The organism is Allgaiera indica, from assembly GCF_900106675.1.
Classification (GTDB): domain Bacteria; phylum Pseudomonadota; class Alphaproteobacteria; order Rhodobacterales; family Rhodobacteraceae; genus Acidimangrovimonas; species Acidimangrovimonas indica.
In genome coordinates, this window is record NZ_FNOB01000004.1 from 1 (window position 1) to 17,947 (window position 17,947).

The window sequence follows — 17,947 nt, forward strand, 5'->3', positions numbered from 1 at the left end:
AACCGCACCGAGATCATGTTCGGCAGGCTCAAGGACTGGAGGCGCGTTGCCACCCGTTACGACCGCTGTCCCAAGGTATTCCTCTCTGCCATCGCCCTCGCGGCTATCATCATCTATTGGTTATGAATCCTGACCCTAGCGTATGAAGAGGGCCAGGGAATTCGAGGAAGAGGTGTTTGAGTACTTCGTTCACAACCCTGGTGCGCTTGAACTGGGATCGGATGTGGAAGTCGTCAGAAATCGCGTCTCCAGGTTCATTCCCGTTGACTTCCTCATCATGCGCAACGGCCAAGCGCGAAGCCGCGCAGCGCACGTTCCGCGGCATTGTTAGTCGGGCGGAGACGGCCTACCTCAAGGAAGCGGGTGCAGTCAGGCCAGCTCGGCCCTAAACATGTATAGCCACTTGCCTGAGCCAGTTCTGGTTGTCCACACGCATCAGGACTGCTGGAGCTCAGGGATCCGGGCGCATGTCAGAGAAGAACTATGCCAGGGGTTTTGCCTTGGCGATGTTACCGTCCGCGTCGAGGCCGACTGCCTTGCCGCTGGCGCGAAGTTTTCCAAAGAAGACAGCTTCCTTCGGGCCGGGCTCACCAAGCGCGGTTCGGAACTGCTCGGACCAGATTGTCTTTTCTTCGTCATTGAGAGTTGTCGTCGGTGCCTCACCCCTGAGAACCCGTTCTATGCGGGCACCATCGAATTTCACGGATTTTCGCATGAACTGCTCCCGTCATCGCCGAATAGTCCGCTCTCCTAGTCTATAGGCACAAGATCAACGTGAGTAGGACGTCGTTCGTTTGCCTCGTCGCGGCTCAGCCGCTTCTCAGGGTGGAGGCGGCCCCTGTAGCAGTCGATGTGGTACAGGACAGGGGGCACGTTTTCAGCGGCAAGACGCTCAACGACGTTCCTCAGTTGCTGAAGTTGGGCGACCAGCTCCGCCCGTGTCATTTCTGATGTCGGTCTCCATGTCACATCGTACTATACCACCTTGCCAGCAAATGGATATGCGATGTTGAAGTCCGCCGCCGCCTGGGCGACTTCGCGGCCTCTGTCTTCCGCCCGCCGGTCAACCGTTCCGTACCATTCTTGTCGATGACCGGATGAGAACTACCAATCTTGCAAGATGCACCGTAACCATCCGGCGTGGGCCAGCGGAGGTGTTTCCATGAGTACAATTCAAGTCAACCAGATAGAAATCAGCCCAGAGCATCTTAGCAGGCTGCCAAGCCGTCTTCGCAACCAAGTAGTGGGCTGCATGCATGCCCACAACGAGCTTGGCGTAATCAACAGGATCCTGCGCTTTACCTTGAATAAGGTTGGCGCAGGTGAGCTTCATGACGACGCTCACAATGTCCAGATGTGGACTATTCTGCAGATTCTGACCGGAAAACTCTTCGAAACATGGAACATGATCGACAAGAGATTTCTCAAATGCGTTCCGGAGGACTCAGCGATTACGGCTCTTTCCGAGGCGCATCGGAAAGACCTTGAGGCGTTGCGCGACTATTTCGGAGGTTCAGACAATGCCACGAACGCTCTCGAGATTATCCGAAACAAAACGGCCTTTCACTACGACAAACTGAACTTGGGCGAAGCGATCGGCAGCGTTGCCAGTGAAGAAAGCAGGATCTACATCTCCGAACATCCTGCGAACTCATGCTACTACGTCGGTTCTGCACTCGTCTTTCGATCGGCATTTTCGATGATCGCGGACAAGCTGTCGGATGCCATTGGGTTGTCGCCGAGCGAGAAGATGGCGCGGGGCTTCACACTGGCGATTGAAGACATCAATCGGATCAATCTCCTGGTGCACAATGTCCTCTATGGCTTCATAAGCGGCCTCTTGGAAGCTGTTGTCGGAGGCCCCCTCGCGGAAGAAGAACAAGTAGGAATCCAGGTTACTGATGTACCGCATCCGAGCTCCGTCTTGATCCCAATGTTCATCTCTGTGCGCCAGCCCAAGGACGCTGAATAGGCGCAGATTTATGCGCTTCGTGCGCGCAAAGTTTTGCGCGCAACCCTCGTTTAAGGCTTTGAAATATAAGGGCTTAAAGCGCAATGTTACGCGCCCACCTACACCGTCAGATATCCAAGTTCTCCACACTCAGCGCGTTCTTCTGGATGAACTCGCGCCGCGGCTCGACCACGTCACCCATCAGCTTGGTAAAGATGTCCTCAGCCTCGGCCAGATCGTCCACCTTCACCTGCAGAAGCGTGCGCGCCTCTGGGTCCAGTGTGGTTTCCCACAGCTGACCGGGGTTCATCTCTCCCAGCCCCTTGTAGCGCTGCATGGACAATCCCTTCTCGCCTTCCGCCAGGATCGCCTTCAACAGGTCGATCGGCCCGTGCACCACCACATCGCGATCCTTGCGCGCCAGATGACCCGGCTTGGCATAGACATCGCGCGACCTGCCCGACACCTCAGCCAGCCGCCGCGCCTCGCCCGAACGCAGGACCGCGCCGTCCAGGGTGCGGATCTCCTCGACGCCGCGCAGGATGCGCGCCAGGCGGATGCCGTGGTCCTGGGTAATGCGGCCCTGCCAGCCCTTTTCATATTCCGCCGCGACCATGTCGAGCCGCGCCGCCACCTCGTCGGCCACCGTCTGAAGATCGCGCTGCGCCGTGCCAGGATCGAAGGCCCCCGCCAGCGCCGCCTGCTCCAGAATGCCGCGCGGGTAATGCGTGGGGAAGGCATCCAGCACCCGGCGGAACTGTCGCGCGCCCTCGATCACGCGCGCCAGGTCCTGGCCGGCGATCTCTTCTCCCGAATTCAGGCGCAGCACCGCGCCCTCGATCCCCATCTGGATGAGATACTCGTCCAGCGCTGCCTGATCCTTCAGGTAAACCTCTGATTTCCCGCGCGAAACCTTGTATAGCGGCGGCTGCGCGATATAGAGATAGCCACCTTCGATGATCTCCGGCATCTGGCGGAAGAAGAAGGTCAGCAGAAGCGTGCGGATATGGGCGCCGTCCACGTCGGCGTCGGTCATGATGACGATCTTGTGGTAGCGCAGCTTCTTGATGTCGAACTCGTCGCGCCCGATGCCGGTGCCCAGCGCGGTGATCAGGGTGCCGATTTCCTGGCTGCCCAGCATCCGGTCAAAGCGCGCACGCTCGACGTTCAGGATCTTGCCCCGCAGCGGCAGCACCGCCTGATTGGCGCGCGAACGCCCCTGCTTGGCCGAGCCGCCGGCCGAGTCACCCTCGACCAGGAAGACCTCGGATTTGGCGGGATCGCGTTCCTGGCAATCGGCCAGCTTGCCGGGCAGGCTGGCCACGTCCATCGCCGTCTTGCGCCGCGTCAGTTCGCGCGCCTTGCGGGCGGCCTCGCGGGCCAGCGCGGCCTCGATGATCTTGCCGACGATCTGGCGCGCCTCGGTCGGGTGCTCTTCGAACCATTCGCCCAGCTTCTCGTTGACCAGGCTTTCCACTGCGGGGCGGACCTCGGACGAGACCAGCTTGTCCTTGGTCTGGCTGGAGAATTTAGGATCAGGTACCTTCACGGACAGCACGCAGGTCAGCCCCTCGCGGGCGTCGTCGCCGGTGAAATCCACCTTTTCGCGCCGGGCAATGCCCGAAGTCTGGGCATAGGCGTTCATCGTCCGCGTCAACGCGCCGCGAAAGCCCGCAAGATGCGTGCCGCCGTCGCGCTGGGGGATGTTGTTGGTGAAGGGCAGCACCGTCTCGTGGTAGCTGTCGTTCCACCACATCGCGACCTCGACGGTGATGCCGTTGCGTTCGCCGGTCATGAAGATCGGCTCGGGCAGCAGCGCTGTTTTCGAGCGGTCCAGATAGCGCACGAATTCGCGCACGCCGCCCTCATAGAACAGCTCCGACCGCAGCGGTTCGGCGGGGCGCTCGTCCTCCAGGATGATGCGGACGCCGGAATTCAGGAAAGCCAGTTCGCGCAGCCGGTTTTCCAGCGTGCGAAAGCTGTAGTCGAGGTTCGAGAAGGTCGAGGTGGCGGCGAGAAAGCGCACCTCTGTCCCCTTCTGCCCGTTGGCGTCGCCGACCACGCGCAGATGTTCCGCCGTATCGCCATGCTCGAAGCGGGCGAAATGTTCCTTGCCGCCGCGCCAGATCCGCAGCTCCAGCCAGTCCGACAACGCGTTCACAACCGAGACGCCGACGCCATGCAGACCACCCGACACCTTGTAGGAATTCTGGTCGAACTTCCCGCCGGCGTGCAGCTGGGTCATGATCACCTCGGCGGCGCTGACGCCTTCCTCGGCATGGATATCGGTGGGAATGCCGCGCCCGTTGTCGCGCACCGAAACCGAATTATCGGCATGGATCTTCACCGTCACCGCGTCGGCAAAGCCGCCTAGGGCCTCGTCGATCCCGTTGTCGACCACCTCATAGACCATATGGTGCAGGCCCGAGCCGTCGTCGGTATCCCCGATATACATGCCGGGCCGTTTGCGGACGGCCTCCAACCCCTTGAGAACCTTGATGGAATCTGCGCCGTATTCGGCGGGTTGCTGCTGCTCTTCGGCCATGCGGACCTTCCTTGGAAATCTGCCCGGTTTATAGGGCTTCCGCGCGGGATTGTCACGCGAAGCACACAATATTTAGGGGGTCATGTCACGGCGATCAGCAATGCGACCACCACAAGCAGCCCACCCGCGATCCGGTTCAGCCGCGCCATGCCGCCGGGCCCGGCCAAGCGGTGCCGGGCGCGGGCGACGAGGGCCGCAAAGACCAGGTTGCCGATCAGCGGAACGGCGACCGACAGGGCGACGATCGCGGCGATGTCGGCCGGCGTCAGGGCGCTGAGATCGAAGAAGCCGGGCAGCACGCCCATATAGAACAGGATCGCCTTGGGATTGCCCAGAATCGCGGTGACGCCCGCCGCGAATCCGCCCCAGCGGCCCGGGCGGGTCAGGCGGGCGTCGGTCTCGATCGGCCGGCCGGCCTTGCGGATCAGCTGCACCCCCAGCACGATGAAGATCGCCACCGCGATCCAGCGCAGGACCAGCATCACTTCGGCATAGGCGCCGGTGACCCAACTTAGGCCGAAGACCGCGATCAGCGGCCAGAACATGTCGCCCAGCGACACGCCCAAAGCCAACGGCCAGGCGGCCCCGTACCCGCCCGAGATCGTCCGCGCCGTCAGGGCCAGCCAGACCGGGCCCGGGGTCAGAAACAGCACCAGAAGGGCTGCGGCATAAAGCAAAAGCTCGGTCGGCGTGATGGTCATGGGTGTCCCCCGCGGCGGCCAGACAGAGGACCGCAAAGCCGGGCCAAGTGCAAGCCGGATCGAACGCCCGGTGGCGCCCGCTCAGCCCTCGCCGTCCGGCAGGGTCAACGACCCGTCCGTACCCAGCGGCCAGAACGGGTTCATCGCGACTTCCCAGACATGGCCGTCGGGATCGGCCCAATAGCCGGAATAGCCGCCCCAGAACACCTTTTCGGGCGGCTTCAGCCCGGTCGCCCCGGCCGCCAGCGCCGCCTGATAGGCCGCGTCCACCTCGGCTTCGCTGTCGAAATTCTGCGCCAGCGTCATCGCGCCGGCGCCCAGGTGTGCGCCCTCGCGCCCCTGGTCCTTGGCCAGATCCCGCACCCCGAAAAGGCCCAGCACCTGACCGTTCATCTGATAGAAGGCCACCCCCTCCTGCGTCCGAGCAGCCGTCCAGCCCAGCGCGCCGTAGAAATGCCGCGCCCGCGCCAGATCGGCGACGCCGAGGGTGATCAACGTCACGCGTTGTACCGGATAGCTCATGTCTCCTCCTGTCGCAGGGCCGAGGTGCCCCCGGCCTCCGTCACCTCGACATATTGCCCGCGCGCGCCCAGCGCGTCGAACAATTCCCGCCCGGTGCCGGTCATGAAGGCCTGCGCGCCGAGGCCCGCGATCTCGTCATAAAGCGCGGCGCGGCGTCCGGCGTCCAAATGCGCAGCCACCTCGTCGAGCAACAGGATCGGCGGCGCGCCGAAATCCTGCGCCAGCGCCCGCGCGTTCGCCAGGACCAGCGAAATCAGCAGCGCCTTCTGCTCTCCGGTCGAGCATTGATCGGCAGCCACGCCCTTCGCAGCATAGATCGCCGCCATATCCACCCGGTGCGGCCCCATCAGCGTGCGTCCCGCCGCGCCGTCGCGCCGCCGCGCTGCGGCAAAGGTTTCCGCCAGCGCTGCCGCCCCCTCGGGCAGCGGCACTTCCGGGTGAGTCAGAGACAGTTCCGCCACCGGAAAGGCGGTCTCCGCCCCCGCCTGCGCCTCGGCGATCCGGGCCAGCGCAAGGCCACGGTTCGCGCCGATCCGCGCCCCCGCTTCGGCCATCTGCCCCTCGAGCGCGGCGAACCAGTTGCCGTCGCGGATATCCTCCTTCAACAGCCGGTTGCGTTCGCGCATCGCCTTTTCATAGGCCAGCACCGCCTCGCCATGGCCCGGCTCGAAGCTCAGCGTGATCCGGTCCAGAAACCGCCGCCGCCCCTCCGCGCCCTCGGTCCACAGCCGGTCCATCGCCGGCACCAGCCACAGCACCCGCGCGATCCGGCCCAGCGCCGATTGCGCAGCCGCCTTGCCGTCGATGCGCACTTGCCGCCCGCCGCCCGGCTCGGCCCAGGTCTCGATCTCATGCACCTGCCAAAGGCTTTCCAGCCTGGCCGACACCTTCCATCCCAACGCCTGCGGACGCCGCGCAATCTCTTCCACCGCCGCGCGCCGCAGCCCGCGCCCGGGCGACAACAGCGACACCGCCTCCAGAATGTTCGTCTTGCCCGCGCCGTTCGGCCCGAAGATCGCCACCGGCCGCCCCTCCAGCGCCAGCCGCCCCACCCTATGGGAGCGGAAATGCGACAGGCTCAACTCTGTCAGGGCCAGAACGGACATGACTGCCCTTCATCTTGGCGGAAATACTCCGGGGGGTGCAGGGGGGCAGCGCCCCCCGCGCGGCCGATCACACCCGCATCGGCATCACGACATACACTGCCGAGGTATCGTTGCCCTCGCGCATCAGCGTGGGGTCGCCGGAGGAATTGAACAGGAACACCGCATTCTCGCGGTCCACCTGGCTGGCGATCTCCAGCAGATACTTGGCGTTGAAACCGATCTCCAGCCGCTCGTCGCCATAGGCCACGGCCAGTTCCTCTTCGGCGGCGCCGCTGTCGGGCGCGTTGACCGACAGCACCAGACGATCCTCGTCCAACGCCAGCTTTACCGCGCGGCTCCGCTCGGACGAGACGGTCGCCACCCGATCGACCGCCTTGGCGAATTCGGCCGCGTCCACCTCCAGCTTGCGGGTGTTGCCGACCGGGATCACCCGCGTGTAGTCGGGGAAGGTGCCGTCGATCACCTTCGAGGTCAGCGTGATCTGCGGCGTGGCGAAACGTACCTTGGTCTCGGACACCGATACCGCGATCTGTGCCTCGTCGTCGTCCAGAAGCTTGCGCAATTCGTTCACCGTCTTGCGCGGCACGATCACGCCGGGCATCTCCTCGGCGCCGGCGGGCAGAGGCGCGTCGATCCGCGCCAGACGGTGGCCGTCGGTCGCCACGCAACGCAGCACCTGGCCATCCTCGCCCGTGGCCACATGCATGTAGACGCCGTTCAGGTAATAGCGCGTCTCCTCGGTCGAGATCGCGAATTTCGACTTGTCGAACAGCCGCCGCAACGTCACCGCACCCGCCGAGAAATTCGACGAATATTCCGAGGAGGCCATCACCGGGAAGTCCTCCTTCGGCAGTGTCGCCAGGTTGAAGGTCGACCGCCCTGCCGTCACCGTCAGCCGGCCCGCCGCCGCGTCGTCGACCAGCTGCACCAACGCCCCATCCGGCAGTTTGCGCACGATCTCATGCAGCATCACCGCGTTGACGGTGGTCGCCCCGGCGCGTTCCACCTGGGCGGGGGTCTTGTCGACCACCTCGATATCCAGATCGGTGGCGCGGAAGCTGACGGTATCGCCCTCGGCCTCGATCAGCACGTTGGCCAGGATCGGGATGGTGTTGCGCCGCTCGACGACCGATTGCGCCTGTGACACGGCCTTCAAAAGCGTCGCTCGCTCGATGCTGATCTTCATTCCCTCACACCCCGTTGCGGCGGCGCAAGACGCGCGGCCCGGTTCCGTCGTTTCGATGGACTTTCGGATGAACGGACGGGAGCGTCAAGGGCGCCCCCGCCGCAATCCGCGGCTGTGGCGATCAGCCCTCTAGCAGCCGGCGCAGAAGCTGCAGATCGTCGGAAAGCTGCGAGTCGGTGGTCTTCAGCTCCTCGATCTTCTTCACGCCGTGCATGATCGTGGTGTGGTCGCGGCCGCCAAAGCGGCGCCCGATCTCGGGCAGGGAACGCGAGGTCAGCTGCTTGGACAGATACATCGCCACCTGACGCGGCCGGGCGATGGTGCGGGCGCGCTTGGGACCGATCATGTCCGACAGGCGCACGTTGTAATGCTCGGCCACCTTGCGCTGGATCTCCTCGATCGAGACCTTTCGATCCGACGCGCGCAGGATGTCCGACAGGCAATCTTGCGCCAGTTCCAGCGTGATCTCTCGCCCCACCAGCGAGGCGAAGGCGAACAGCCGCGTCAGCGCACCTTCCAGGACACGCACATTGGTGGTGATGCGGTGGGCCAGGAATTCCAGCACGCCCGGCGCCAGTTGCAGCCCCTTGTACTGGCCGCGGTAATATTCGGCCTTTTGCTGAAGAATGCCCAGGCGCAGCTCGTAATCAGTGGGATGGAGATCGACGATCAGCCCGCATTGCAGGCGGCTCTTGATGCGGTCCTCCAGGTCCTTGATCTCTCCCGGGGCACGGTCGGCAGAGATCACGATCTGCTTATTCTGATCAACCAACGCATTGAAAGTGTGGAAGAATTCCTCTTGCGTCGATTCCTTGCCGGCGATGAACTGCACGTCGTCGACCATCAGCACGTCGACCGAACGGAAGAGTTCCTTGAAGGACATCACGTCGCGCTCGCGCAGTGCCTGGACGAAGCGGTACATGAATTGCTCGGCCGACAGGTAAAGCACCTTCAGCTGCGGGCGCTTGCTTTGCAATTCATGCGCGACGGCGTGCATCAGGTGCGTCTTGCCCAGCCCGACGCCGCCGTAAAGAAACAGCGGGTTGAAGCTGGTCGGACCACCCTCGGCCACCCGGCGGGCGGCGGCATGGGCCAGTTCGTTCGGCTTGCCGACGACGAAGCTGTCGAAGGTGAAACGCGAATCGAGCGGCGCGCTGGGCAGTTCGGATTCTTCCGTGGCGCGGGCGGCGCTGAGCGCGGCCGGGGCCGCGGCCGGCGCGGCGGCCGCCTTCGCGACGCGATCCGCCGCCGCGCGCTTCGGTGCCTGCTTTGCGTCGGGGCTGACCGCGAATTCCAGGCGGTCGACATCCGCCCCGGCCGAGATCAGCTGCTTGCGGATGTGATCGGCGAAGTTGCGTTCGATCCATGTCGCGAAGAACGGGGTCGGGACGACGAATCGGGCCACTCCCTCTTGCAGACCCGAATATTGCAGGGGCTCGATCCAGCTTACGAAATTGTTCCTTCCAAGGTTCTTGAGAAGTTCATTGCGCACTTGCCCCCAGGTTTCGTTTGTCATTCCTCGACCCGCTTTTTTGTTCTTGATGCGGATGGCCGGGCAATTGCCCGGCCTCCATGCCCGTACAATCCGCGACGCCTGGGAAGCCCGCGACCGGCCGTCGCGCGGCCAGATGCGGTGCGATCGCCCGGACAAGGCAGGTACCGGGCAAGCCCGGCTCCCGCCTCGCGCGGCGATCATCACAATCGGACATGCGGAAGCGATAACCGCAGATGCGGTTGGACGACTTCCACCAATCCCAAAGCAGGCAGCGTGGCAGCTTACGCCGGCTTCGGAACCTTATGGTCCTGGCACATCACGAACCCCGAACCGGCTTGGCAGTGCCGACTTCGGTGAGTTGATCCAAGACCACTCCATGTCCCCCCAAGGCGATGTGAATCGCCCCTAGACGCTAGCCTGCGCCATCGCGGAGTCGCAACATATCTCTGTTCTTGACTCTGGGATCAGCCGCCCGAATCCCCGATAGCCCGTGCAAAAAGGACACAGCCCCCCCCTACGCTGCCATTCGGACATGAAAAAAGGCGCGCCCGAAGGCACGCCTGCTTTCGATCGGGGTTCGCCGCGTCCTAGGCCGACAGGGCCTTCACGCGCGAGGCCAGGCGCGACATCTTGCGCGAGGCCGTGTTCTTGTGCAGCACACCCTTGGTCACGCCGCGGGCCAGTTCGGGCTGGGCGCTCTTCAGGGCCTCGACTGCAACCGCCGGATCGCCGGCGCTGATCGCTTCTTCCACCTTGCGCAGGTAGGTGCGGATCCGCGAGCGGCGCGCCTTGTTCACGGCATAGCGCGCCTCGTTCTGACGAGTGCGCTTCTTGGATTGGGGCGTATTGGCCATGGGTGTCGGTTCCGGTTCTCGGTTCGGGATAATCTGAAAACGCGCTTCTAGGACCGACTCGGGCGCAAGTCAACTCTTGCGGCCCATGTTTTTTGGCCGTTTCCCGAAACCGCGCCGGTTCCGCGCGGTCCGTTGGTGATCTCGGCGCCGGGGGTTTCACACCCCCGGACCCCCGTGGAGTATTTTCGCCAAGATGAAATGAGATGCGAGGTGGGTGCGAGGCCTTCGCGTCGGGCCGCGCGTATCACGCTACGGTGCCGGTCGGGGTAGTGATGGTGACCAAGCAAGGCCGTGCAGGAGCGTCTGCCCGGTGTCGCGCGACGGCGCACTAGCCCAGCAAGCCCCGGCGCACGAGGTTCACCCCCGCCAGTGCCAGCAACGCCAGCGTCCACCACCGGAACCGGACCGGATCCAGCCGGTCGTGCAGGCGAAAGCCCAGCCACATCCCCAGCGCGGCGGGAATCACCATCAGCGCCGACAGGGGCAGCGTCGTGGCGTTCAACACGCCAGAGCGCAGATGGGCCACGAGCAGCATCATCGACCCGATCAGGAACACGACGCCCTGGACCCTCAGCTGTTCGCGCTTTTCCGTTCCGGTCGACAGCAGATAGACGATCAGCGGTGGGCCCCATACCCCGGAGATCCCGCCATAGAGCCCTGCCACGACACCCAGCAGCGTTGCCGCGCGGGCGCGGTGGTGGATCGGGATGATCATCGGGATTCCCGCCAGCTGCACGCCGGCGAAGGCGATGATCGGCACACCCAGCAGGACAAACATCACCGCGTTCGGGATCATCAGCACGAACTGGGCCGAGATCAGGATGAACAGCACCGTCACCCCCAGGAACAGCCGGAACTTCACCGCCGATTCCCAGGCCGCCCGCGGTCCTTGCCGAAACGCCTGGGCGAAGTTGGTCAGCAAGGTCGGCAGGATCAGCGCCGCCAGGGCCTCATGCCCGGGCAGGAACGAGCCCAGGCCCGAAATCATGATCATCGGCATGGCAAAGCCGACCGCGCCCTTTACGAGGCCCGCGAACAGCGTGATGCCGAATGCCAGCATGAAGGTTACCGGCGGCAGCCCGCCGATCAGATGCTCCATGACGCGTCTCCATTTTCCGACCTTTTAGACGGGAAGCAGCGGCAGCGCAGCGCCTTTCTGGCAGCGACACTTTTGTGCGCATGGCAGCTTCACGGCGAATTTTTGTTGCGCCGCAACTGCGAAGGGCTTATCAGATTTCGCACATGCAGAAACGGAGATGACCATGCCGCATGATGGTGCGCCCCCCGGTGCAGACTCGCCGATCCTGCCGGATCTTCGCGCCAAGGCCGAAGCCGCCGTGCCGGTCGCCGAGGCACTGCTGGCCAAGGCGGTCGCCAGGCTGCGCGCGCAGGTGGTGCAGGATGGCAAGGTCTCGGCCGCGGCGCTGGAGGCCGAGCAATTCGCGGCCCATGCGCTGGCGTGGCTGGCCACCTATGTGGAAAGCCTGCGCCAGATGGCGGCCTGGGCCGGGCGGGTCGCCGACCAGGGCGCCTTCGGCGAGATGGAGGCGCTGCTGTTGCAGATCGGCATGGGGGAATACATGTCCCAGATCGCCGGCGGCGTCCCGATGAGCCAGGGCGAGGTCGCGCGGCTTGCCGATCTGGGCCTCGATGCGCCCGACTGGGGCCTGGCGGCGCCCCTTCTGCGTGGCAACAGCGCGGCGGCGCGCGCCCGGCTTGCCGCCCTGATGCGCGACAATCACGGGCGGGCGACCTTTGGTGCATCGGGTCTGGACGAGGAACTGGAAATGATCCGCGACCAGTTCCGCCGCTATGCCGATGATCGCATCGCCCCCCATGCCCATGATTGGCACCTGAAAGACGAACTTATCCCGATCGAGGTGATCGAGGAGTTGGCGGAACTTGGCGTCTTCGGCCTGACGATTCCAGAGAATCTGGGCGGGCTGGGCCTTTCCAAGGCGTCGATGGTGGTGGTCAGCGAGGAACTCAGCCGCGGCTATATCGGCGTGGGCTCGCTCGGCACCCGGTCCGAGATCGCGGCCGAACTGATTCTATGTGGCGGCACGGATGCGCAAAAAAGCCATTGGCTTCCCAAGATCGCCAGCGGCGAGGTGCTGCCGACGGCTGTGTTCACCGAGCCCAACACCGGATCGGACCTGGGCAGCCTTCGCACCCGCGCGGTGAAGGACGGCGACCTCTACAAGGTGACCGGCAACAAGACCTGGATCACCCATGCCGCCCGCGCCCATATCATGACGCTTCTGGCGCGCACCGATCCCGAGACCACCGATTACCGCGGCCTGTCGATGTTCATCGCCGAAAAGACCCCGGGCGACGACGAAAACCCCTTCCCCACATCCGGCATGACCGGCGGCGAGATCGAGGTGCTGGGCTACCGCGGCATGAAGGAATACGAACTGGGCTTCGACGGCTTCGAGATAAAGGCCGGCAACCTTCTGGGCGAGGTCGAGGGCCAGGGATTCAAGCAACTCATGCAGACCTTCGAATCCGCCCGCATCCAGACCGCGGCCCGTGCCATCGGCGTCGCGCAGAACGCGCTGGAAGTGGGGATGCGCTATGCCGAGGACCGCAAGCAGTTCGGCAAGTCGCTGATCGAATTTCCCCGCGTCGCGGGCAAGCTGGCGATGATGGCGGTCGAAATCATGATCGCCCGCCAACTGACCTATTTCGCCGCCTGGGAGAAAGACCACGACCGGCGCTGCGACCTGGAGGCCGGGATGGCCAAGCTGCTGGGCGCCCGCGTCGCCTGGGCGGCGGCGGACAACGCGCTGCAGATCCATGGCGGCAACGGTTTCGCGTTGGAGTACCAGATCAGCCGGATCCTGTGTGACGCGCGCATTCTCAATATCTTCGAGGGCGCGGCCGAAATCCAGGCTCAGGTAATCGCCCGCCGCCTGTTGGCCTGATCCGCCTGCTTTCATTGTTCCCCAAGTACGCACGCGGCATTCAACGCCAGGCCGGCGTATTTACGGGAACAATGAAAGAGAGAATGCCGGGCGCGCTGGCCGTGGACGCCTTGGGCCACGGCGCTATGCTCATACCGGAACGGACCAGACGTAAGGGAGCGGCCGCATGTATTTGGGGCTCGATATGGGGACTTCGGGGCTCAAGGGTCTTGTGATCGATGCGGATCAGAAGCCGCTGGCCGAAGCGACCGTACCGCTGAATGCCAGCCGCCCGAGGACTGGCTGGTCGGAACAGGACCCAGCCGACTGGATTGCCGCCGCAGAGAGGGTGCTGGATGCGCTTGCGGCGAAATCGCCGCTGCGAGAAGTGAAGGCAATCGGCCTTTCGGGGCATATGCATGGGGCGACGCTGCTGGATGCGGGTGACGCGGTATTGCGGCCTTGCATCCTGTGGAACGACACCCGCGCCGCGCTGGAGGCGGCGGCATTGGACGCGGATTACCGGTTTCGCGCGATCACCGGCAACATCGTATTCCCGGGGTTCACGGCGCCCAAGCTCGTCTGGCTGCAGCGGCATGAGCCCGAGGTCTTCGGCAAGGTGGCGAAGGTGCTGCTGCCCAAGGATTACCTGCGACTGTGGCTGACCGGCGATCATGTGACGGAGATGTCGGACGCGGCAGGCACAAGCTGGCTCGACACCGGCAAGCGCGATTGGAGCGAAGCGTTGCTGGCCGCCACAGGCCTTGGCCGCGCGGCGATGCCTCGGCTGGTCGAGGGGTCCGAGGTTTCGGGCCGACTGCGCCCGGCGCTGGCGCGGCGCTTCGGGATGCAGGACGCGGTGATCGTCGCGGGTGGCGGCGGCGACAATGCGGCCTCCGGCGTGGGCGTCGGCGCGGTGCGGCCCGGCGAGGCCTTCGTCAGCCTGGGCACCTCTGGCGTGCTGTTCGCGGTGACCGAGGGCTACCGCCCCGCCCCCGAGACGGCGGTGCATAGCTTTTGCCATGCGTTGCCGGACAGCTGGCACCAGATGGGCGTGGTGCTGGCCGCGACCGACGCGCTGAACTGGTACGCGCGGCTGACCGGCACCGAGGCCGGCACCCTGACCGGTGAACTGGGGGGCTTGAAAGCCCCTGGCAAGACCCTGTTCCTGCCCTATCTGGGTGGCGAGCGGACGCCGCTGAACGACGCGCGGGTGCGGGGCGCATTCCTGGGGCTGGAACATGCCACGGACAGGGCGGCGGCGACGCGGGCGGTGTTGGAGGGCGTCGCCTTCGCGCTCCGCGATTGCCGCGATGCTCTGGCCGCGACCGGCACCGGACTCTCCCGGCTGATCGCCGTGGGCGGCGGGGCGCGGTCGGATTACTGGCTGGCGGCGCTGGCCACGTTGCTGGATATCGAGGTGGCGCGCCCGGTCGCGGGCGATTTCGGCGCCGCATTCGGGGCCGCGCGGCTGGCGCTGATGGCGGCGACCGGCGCGGGCCCCGAGATCGCCACGGCACCGGAAACCGAGACCGTCTTCGCCCCGGACCCTACCCTGCGCGACGCGTTCGAGGCCGCCCACGCCCGCTTCACCAAGGCGCAAGCGGCGGTGAGGGAACTGCCCTGACCCCGTGGGGGTTGGCCACCGAAGGGAGATCTGCCGATGCTGACGCTGTTCCTTACCTTTCTTGCCGCCACAATTGCCGCCGGATCGACGGGGATGCTGTTCAAGCCCGGCCCCTGGTATGACGAGTTGGTGAAACCCGATTGGACCCCGCCGAAATGGGCCTTTCCGGTGATCTGGTCCGTGCTTTACCTGCTGATGAGCTATGCCGCCGCGCGGGTGGCGCTGCGGCCCGGCGCGGGGCAGGCGCTGGCCTTCTGGGCACTTCAGATCGCGTTGAACACGCTTTGGACGCCGGTCTTCTTCGGGGCGCGGCGGATGGCGCAGGGCATGGTGGTGATCGCGGCGCTGTGGCTTGCGGTTCTGGCGACAGGCTGGGCCTTCTGGCGGATCGACTGGCTTTCCGGGCTGATCGTGCTGCCCTATCTGGCCTGGGTCACCGTCGCGGCCGGGCTGAACTGGCGGATCTGGCGCGACAACCGCGGATAGGAAATCCACAGCCCCCCGCCCGCCGGGGAACGCCCCCGGGCGGCAAAGCGGCGCCCTTCAGGATGCAGCCCCCTTGGCCCAGGCGTGGCCGACAATCGCGAAATCCCGGCGCGTGCGGACGCGGGCGCATGTATCCTGGATGACGCGTCATGCGCTTCCCCCTTGCAGACTCGGGCAGTGTTCCGTATATGCACCTCAACAGCGGTGCCTGAGGGTCCAAACCCAGGCTCCACCGAACGTGTATGGCGGGCCGCATGAGCCCGCTTTTTTATTTCTCGGATCACCCATGACCGACCTGATCGCCAAGACCGCCATCGACCGGCGCCTCGCCTCGATCGTCAGCCCCGCCATCGAGGGGCTGGGGTTCGAGCTGGTGCGCATCCGGCTGATGGGCGGCAAGACCCGCACCCTGCAGATCATGGCCGACCGGCCCGAGGGCGGCATCGAGGTGGACGATTGCGCGGCGATCTCGACCGCCGTGTCGGCGGTTCTGGATGTCGAGGACCCGCTGGACGATGCCTATGTGCTGGAAGTGTCCAGCCCCGGCATCGACCGGCCGCTGACCCGGCTGAAGGATTTCGATGTCTGGGAGGGCTATGAGGCCCGCATCGAGACGACCGAACTGATCGACGGCCAGCGCCGCTTCAAGGGCGTGCTGCGCGGCACCGAGGATCAGGACGTTCTGGTCGAGATCGAAAGCCAGGGCGAAACGGTCACCATCGGCCTCGACTTCGACTGGCTGTCGGACGCGAAACTGATCCTGACCGACGAGTTGATCACCGAGATGCTGCGCCAGAAGAAGGCCTCTGGCGCCATCGACGAAAGCCAGTTCGACGAGATCGAAACCGAAGACGACGACCCCAACGCTGACCCCACCGCTTCCAAGGAGGAGTGAGACATGGCGATTACCTCTGCCAACCAGCTGGAACTTCTGCAAACCGCCGATGCGGTCGCGCGCGAGAAGATGATCGACCCGGATCTGGTGATCCAGGCGATGGAGGAAAGCCTCGCCCGCGCCGCCAAGTCGCGCTACGGGGCCGAGATGGACATCCGCGTGTCGATCGACCGCAAGACCGGCAAGGCCACCTTCACCCGGGTGCGTACCGTCGTGGAAGACGACTTGCTGGAGAATTACCAGGCCGAGCTGACCGTCGAACAGGCGAAACAGTACCTCGCCGATCCGAAGGTGGGCGACGAGATCCGCGACGAGGTGCCGCCGGTGGATATGGGCCGGATCGCCGCGCAATCGGCCAAGCAGGTGATCTTGCAGAAGGTCCGCGAGGCCGAGCGCGACCGCCAGTACGAGGAATTCAAGGACCGCGCCGGCACGATCATCAACGGCATCGTCAAGCGTGAGGAATACGGCAACATCATCGTCGATATCGGCCGGGGCGAGGGCATCCTGCGCCGCAACGAGAAGATCGGCCGCGAAGCCTATCGCCCGAACGACCGTATCCGCGCCTATATCAAGGACGTGCGCCGCGAGGCCCGGGGCCCGCAGGTGTTCCTGTCGCGCACCGATCCGCATTTCATGGCGGAACTGTTCAAGATGGAAGTGCCGGAAATCTACGACGGCATCATCGAGATCAAGGCCGTGGCCCGTGACCCGGGCTCGCGCGCGAAGATCGCGGTGATTTCCTATGACGGCTCGATCGACCCGGTGGGCGCCTGCGTGGGTATGCGCGGCAGCCGCGTGCAGGCCGTTGTGAACGAGCTTCAGGGCGAGAAGATCGACATCATCCCGTGGAACGAGGATCAGGCGACGTTCCTGGTGAACGCGCTGCAGCCCGCCGAGGTGACCAAGGTCGTCATCGACGAGGAGGCCGGCAAGATCGAGGTGGTCGTGCCCGACATGCAGCAATCGCTGGCGATCGGCCGTCGCGGCCAGAACGTGCGTCTGGCCAGCCAGCTGACGGGTCTGGACATCGACATCCTGACCGAGGCCGATGAAAGCGCCCGCCGCCAGGCCGAATTCGCAGAACGCACGCAGCTGTTCATGGACACGCTGGACGTGGACGAGATGATCGCCCAGCTGCTGGTGGCCGAAGGCTTCACCAGCCTCGAAGAGGTCGCCTATGTCGAGATCGACGAACTGCTGTCGATCGACGGCTTCGACGAGGGGACGGCGGAAGAGCTTCAGGCCCGGGCCCGCGACTTCCTGGAAGAACAGAACCGCAAGGCGATGGAACATGCCCGCGAACTGGGCGTGCAGGACAGCCTGGTCAACTTCGAGGGCCTGACCCCGCAGATGATCGAAGCGCTGGCCGAGGACGGCGTGCTGACGCTGGAAGACTTCGCCACCTGCGCCGACTGGGAACTGGCCGGCGGCTGGACCACGGTGAACGGCGAACGGGTCAAGGACGAGGGCGTGCTTGAAAAGTTCGACATGAGCCTTGAGGAGGCGCAGCACCTGGTGATGACCGCCCGCATTCAGCTGGGCTGGGTCGACCCCGAGGAACTGGCCGACGACGAGGACGGCGCCGACGAGGCCGCGGAAGATGGCGCCTCTGAGGACGGAGCCGCCGAAGCCGCGGATGTCGGCGCCAAGGAAGCCGGGGCCTGAAAGGC

Annotated in this window: 15 protein-coding genes and 2 pseudogenes; 7 read left to right on the forward strand and 10 right to left on the reverse strand. The window is 64.9% G+C overall.

From position 1 onward, the window contains the following. A pseudogene (locus BLV97_RS20675) lies at positions 1 to 126 on the forward strand (IS5/IS1182 family transposase); the annotation flags it as partial. Positions 127 to 278: 152 nt separating this feature from the next. Here the strand turns inward: BLV97_RS20675 and BLV97_RS21510 are convergent. Together BLV97_RS21510 and BLV97_RS04350 are read right to left on the reverse strand one after the other, a co-directional pair. After that, positions 279 to 455: pseudogene (locus BLV97_RS21510) on the reverse strand (IS66 family transposase); the annotation flags it as partial. Positions 456 to 481: 26 nt separating this feature from the next. Next, positions 482 to 715 carry a hypothetical protein gene (locus BLV97_RS04350; protein ID WP_051646057.1) on the reverse strand — a complete coding sequence of 78 codons (234 nt, stop codon included), beginning with the start codon at positions 713 to 715 and terminating at the stop codon, positions 482 to 484. A 447-nt stretch (positions 716 to 1,162) separates the two neighbouring features. On the opposite strand from BLV97_RS04350, the gene BLV97_RS04355 reads away from it, so the two are divergent. Beyond that, complete coding sequence (locus BLV97_RS04355; RefSeq protein WP_092163967.1) at positions 1,163 to 1,972, forward strand: hypothetical protein; 810 nt, start codon at positions 1,163 to 1,165, stop codon at positions 1,970 to 1,972. A gap of 106 nt (positions 1,973 to 2,078) precedes the next feature. Here the strand turns inward: BLV97_RS04355 and gyrB are convergent, their stop codons facing one another. From gyrB to BLV97_RS04395, 8 genes are all read right to left on the reverse strand, one after another. Beyond that, positions 2,079 to 4,496, reverse strand: coding sequence for a DNA topoisomerase (ATP-hydrolyzing) subunit B (gene gyrB, locus BLV97_RS04360; protein ID WP_035842438.1), 2,418 nt, complete (start codon positions 4,494 to 4,496; stop codon positions 2,079 to 2,081). Between the two features lie 80 nt (positions 4,497 to 4,576). After that, positions 4,577 to 5,197 carry a LysE family translocator gene (locus tag BLV97_RS04365; protein WP_035842441.1) on the reverse strand — a complete coding sequence of 207 codons (621 nt, stop codon included), beginning with the start codon at positions 5,195 to 5,197 and terminating at the stop codon, positions 4,577 to 4,579. Positions 5,198 to 5,278: 81 nt separating this feature from the next. Continuing rightward, entirely contained in the window at positions 5,279 to 5,719 is a 441-nt protein-coding gene (locus BLV97_RS04370) for a VOC family protein (protein ID WP_035842444.1), read from the reverse strand. Further along, entirely contained in the window at positions 5,716 to 6,825 is a 1,110-nt protein-coding gene (recF, locus tag BLV97_RS04375) for a DNA replication/repair protein RecF (protein WP_035842446.1), read from the reverse strand. Before recF ends, BLV97_RS04370 begins: the two co-directional genes overlap by 4 nt. A 67-nt stretch (positions 6,826 to 6,892) precedes the next feature. Then, positions 6,893 to 8,011 carry a DNA polymerase III subunit beta gene (gene dnaN / locus BLV97_RS04380; RefSeq protein WP_035842448.1) on the reverse strand — a complete coding sequence of 373 codons (1,119 nt, stop codon included), beginning with the start codon at positions 8,009 to 8,011 and terminating at the stop codon, positions 6,893 to 6,895. Positions 8,012 to 8,132: 121 nt separating this feature from the next. Continuing rightward, positions 8,133 to 9,527: a chromosomal replication initiator protein DnaA gene (gene dnaA, locus BLV97_RS04385; protein WP_035842450.1), complete on the reverse strand. Its 1,395-nt coding sequence runs from the start codon at positions 9,525 to 9,527 to the stop codon at positions 8,133 to 8,135. 566 nt (positions 9,528 to 10,093) lie between these two features. Continuing rightward, the gene (rpsT, locus tag BLV97_RS04390) at positions 10,094 to 10,360 is read right to left on the reverse strand and encodes a 30S ribosomal protein S20 (RefSeq protein ID WP_035842453.1); all 267 of its coding nucleotides are present in this window, start codon (positions 10,358 to 10,360) and stop codon (positions 10,094 to 10,096) included. A gap of 328 nt (positions 10,361 to 10,688) precedes the next feature. Further along, positions 10,689 to 11,459, reverse strand: a complete 771-nt coding sequence (locus BLV97_RS04395; RefSeq protein WP_035842456.1) for a sulfite exporter TauE/SafE family protein — start codon at positions 11,457 to 11,459, stop codon at positions 10,689 to 10,691. Between the two features lie 163 nt (positions 11,460 to 11,622). Between BLV97_RS04395 and BLV97_RS04400 the strand changes: the two genes are divergently transcribed. The 5 genes from BLV97_RS04400 to nusA all read left to right on the forward strand — a co-directional run bounded on the left by BLV97_RS04400 (position 11,623) and on the right by nusA (position 17,942). After that, complete coding sequence (locus tag BLV97_RS04400) at positions 11,623 to 13,287, forward strand: acyl-CoA dehydrogenase family protein (RefSeq protein WP_035842782.1); 1,665 nt, start codon at positions 11,623 to 11,625, stop codon at positions 13,285 to 13,287. Positions 13,288 to 13,453: 166 nt separating this feature from the next. After that, positions 13,454 to 14,893 carry a xylulokinase gene (gene xylB / locus BLV97_RS04405; protein ID WP_035842458.1) on the forward strand — a complete coding sequence of 480 codons (1,440 nt, stop codon included), beginning with the start codon at positions 13,454 to 13,456 and terminating at the stop codon, positions 14,891 to 14,893. Between the two features lie 36 nt (positions 14,894 to 14,929). After that, positions 14,930 to 15,379, forward strand: coding sequence for a tryptophan-rich sensory protein TspO (gene tspO, locus BLV97_RS04410; protein WP_035842460.1), 450 nt, complete (start codon positions 14,930 to 14,932; stop codon positions 15,377 to 15,379). A 286-nt stretch (positions 15,380 to 15,665) separates the two neighbouring features. Further along, positions 15,666 to 16,274 (forward strand): ribosome maturation factor RimP, encoded by a 609-nt coding sequence (rimP, locus tag BLV97_RS04415; protein ID WP_035842462.1) that lies wholly within the window; start codon positions 15,666 to 15,668, stop codon positions 16,272 to 16,274. Between the two features lie 3 nt (positions 16,275 to 16,277). Then, positions 16,278 to 17,942 (forward strand): transcription termination factor NusA, encoded by a 1,665-nt coding sequence (gene nusA / locus BLV97_RS04420; protein WP_035842465.1) that lies wholly within the window; start codon positions 16,278 to 16,280, stop codon positions 17,940 to 17,942. Positions 17,943 to 17,947 lie beyond the last annotated feature (5 nt).

Bases quoted from the DNA above. Each gene is read 5' to 3' on its own strand.
- BLV97_RS04395 (WP_035842456.1), bottom strand. From the start codon at position 11,459: ATGGAGCATCTGATCGGCGGGCTGCCGCCGGTAACCTTCATGCTGGCA.
- dnaN (WP_035842448.1), bottom strand. From the start codon at position 8,011: ATGAAGATCAGCATCGAGCGAGCGACGCTTTTGAAGGCCGTGTCACAG.
- gyrB (WP_035842438.1), bottom strand. From the start codon at position 4,496: ATGGCCGAAGAGCAGCAGCAACCCGCCGAATACGGCGCAGATTCCATC.
- nusA (WP_035842465.1), top strand. From the start codon at position 16,278: ATGGCGATTACCTCTGCCAACCAGCTGGAACTTCTGCAAACCGCCGAT.
- tspO (WP_035842460.1), top strand. From the start codon at position 14,930: ATGCTGACGCTGTTCCTTACCTTTCTTGCCGCCACAATTGCCGCCGGA.
- BLV97_RS04350 (WP_051646057.1), bottom strand. From the start codon at position 715: ATGCGAAAATCCGTGAAATTCGATGGTGCCCGCATAGAACGGGTTCTC.
- BLV97_RS04400 (WP_035842782.1), top strand. From the start codon at position 11,623: ATGCCGCATGATGGTGCGCCCCCCGGTGCAGACTCGCCGATCCTGCCG.
- recF (WP_035842446.1), bottom strand. From the start codon at position 6,825: ATGTCCGTTCTGGCCCTGACAGAGTTGAGCCTGTCGCATTTCCGCTCC.
- dnaA (WP_035842450.1), bottom strand. From the start codon at position 9,527: ATGACAAACGAAACCTGGGGGCAAGTGCGCAATGAACTTCTCAAGAAC.
- BLV97_RS04355 (WP_092163967.1), top strand. From the start codon at position 1,163: ATGAGTACAATTCAAGTCAACCAGATAGAAATCAGCCCAGAGCATCTT.
- rpsT (WP_035842453.1), bottom strand. From the start codon at position 10,360: ATGGCCAATACGCCCCAATCCAAGAAGCGCACTCGTCAGAACGAGGCG.
- xylB (WP_035842458.1), top strand. From the start codon at position 13,454: ATGTATTTGGGGCTCGATATGGGGACTTCGGGGCTCAAGGGTCTTGTG.
- BLV97_RS04365 (WP_035842441.1), bottom strand. From the start codon at position 5,197: ATGACCATCACGCCGACCGAGCTTTTGCTTTATGCCGCAGCCCTTCTG.
- rimP (WP_035842462.1), top strand. From the start codon at position 15,666: ATGACCGACCTGATCGCCAAGACCGCCATCGACCGGCGCCTCGCCTCG.
- BLV97_RS04370 (WP_035842444.1), bottom strand. From the start codon at position 5,719: ATGAGCTATCCGGTACAACGCGTGACGTTGATCACCCTCGGCGTCGCC.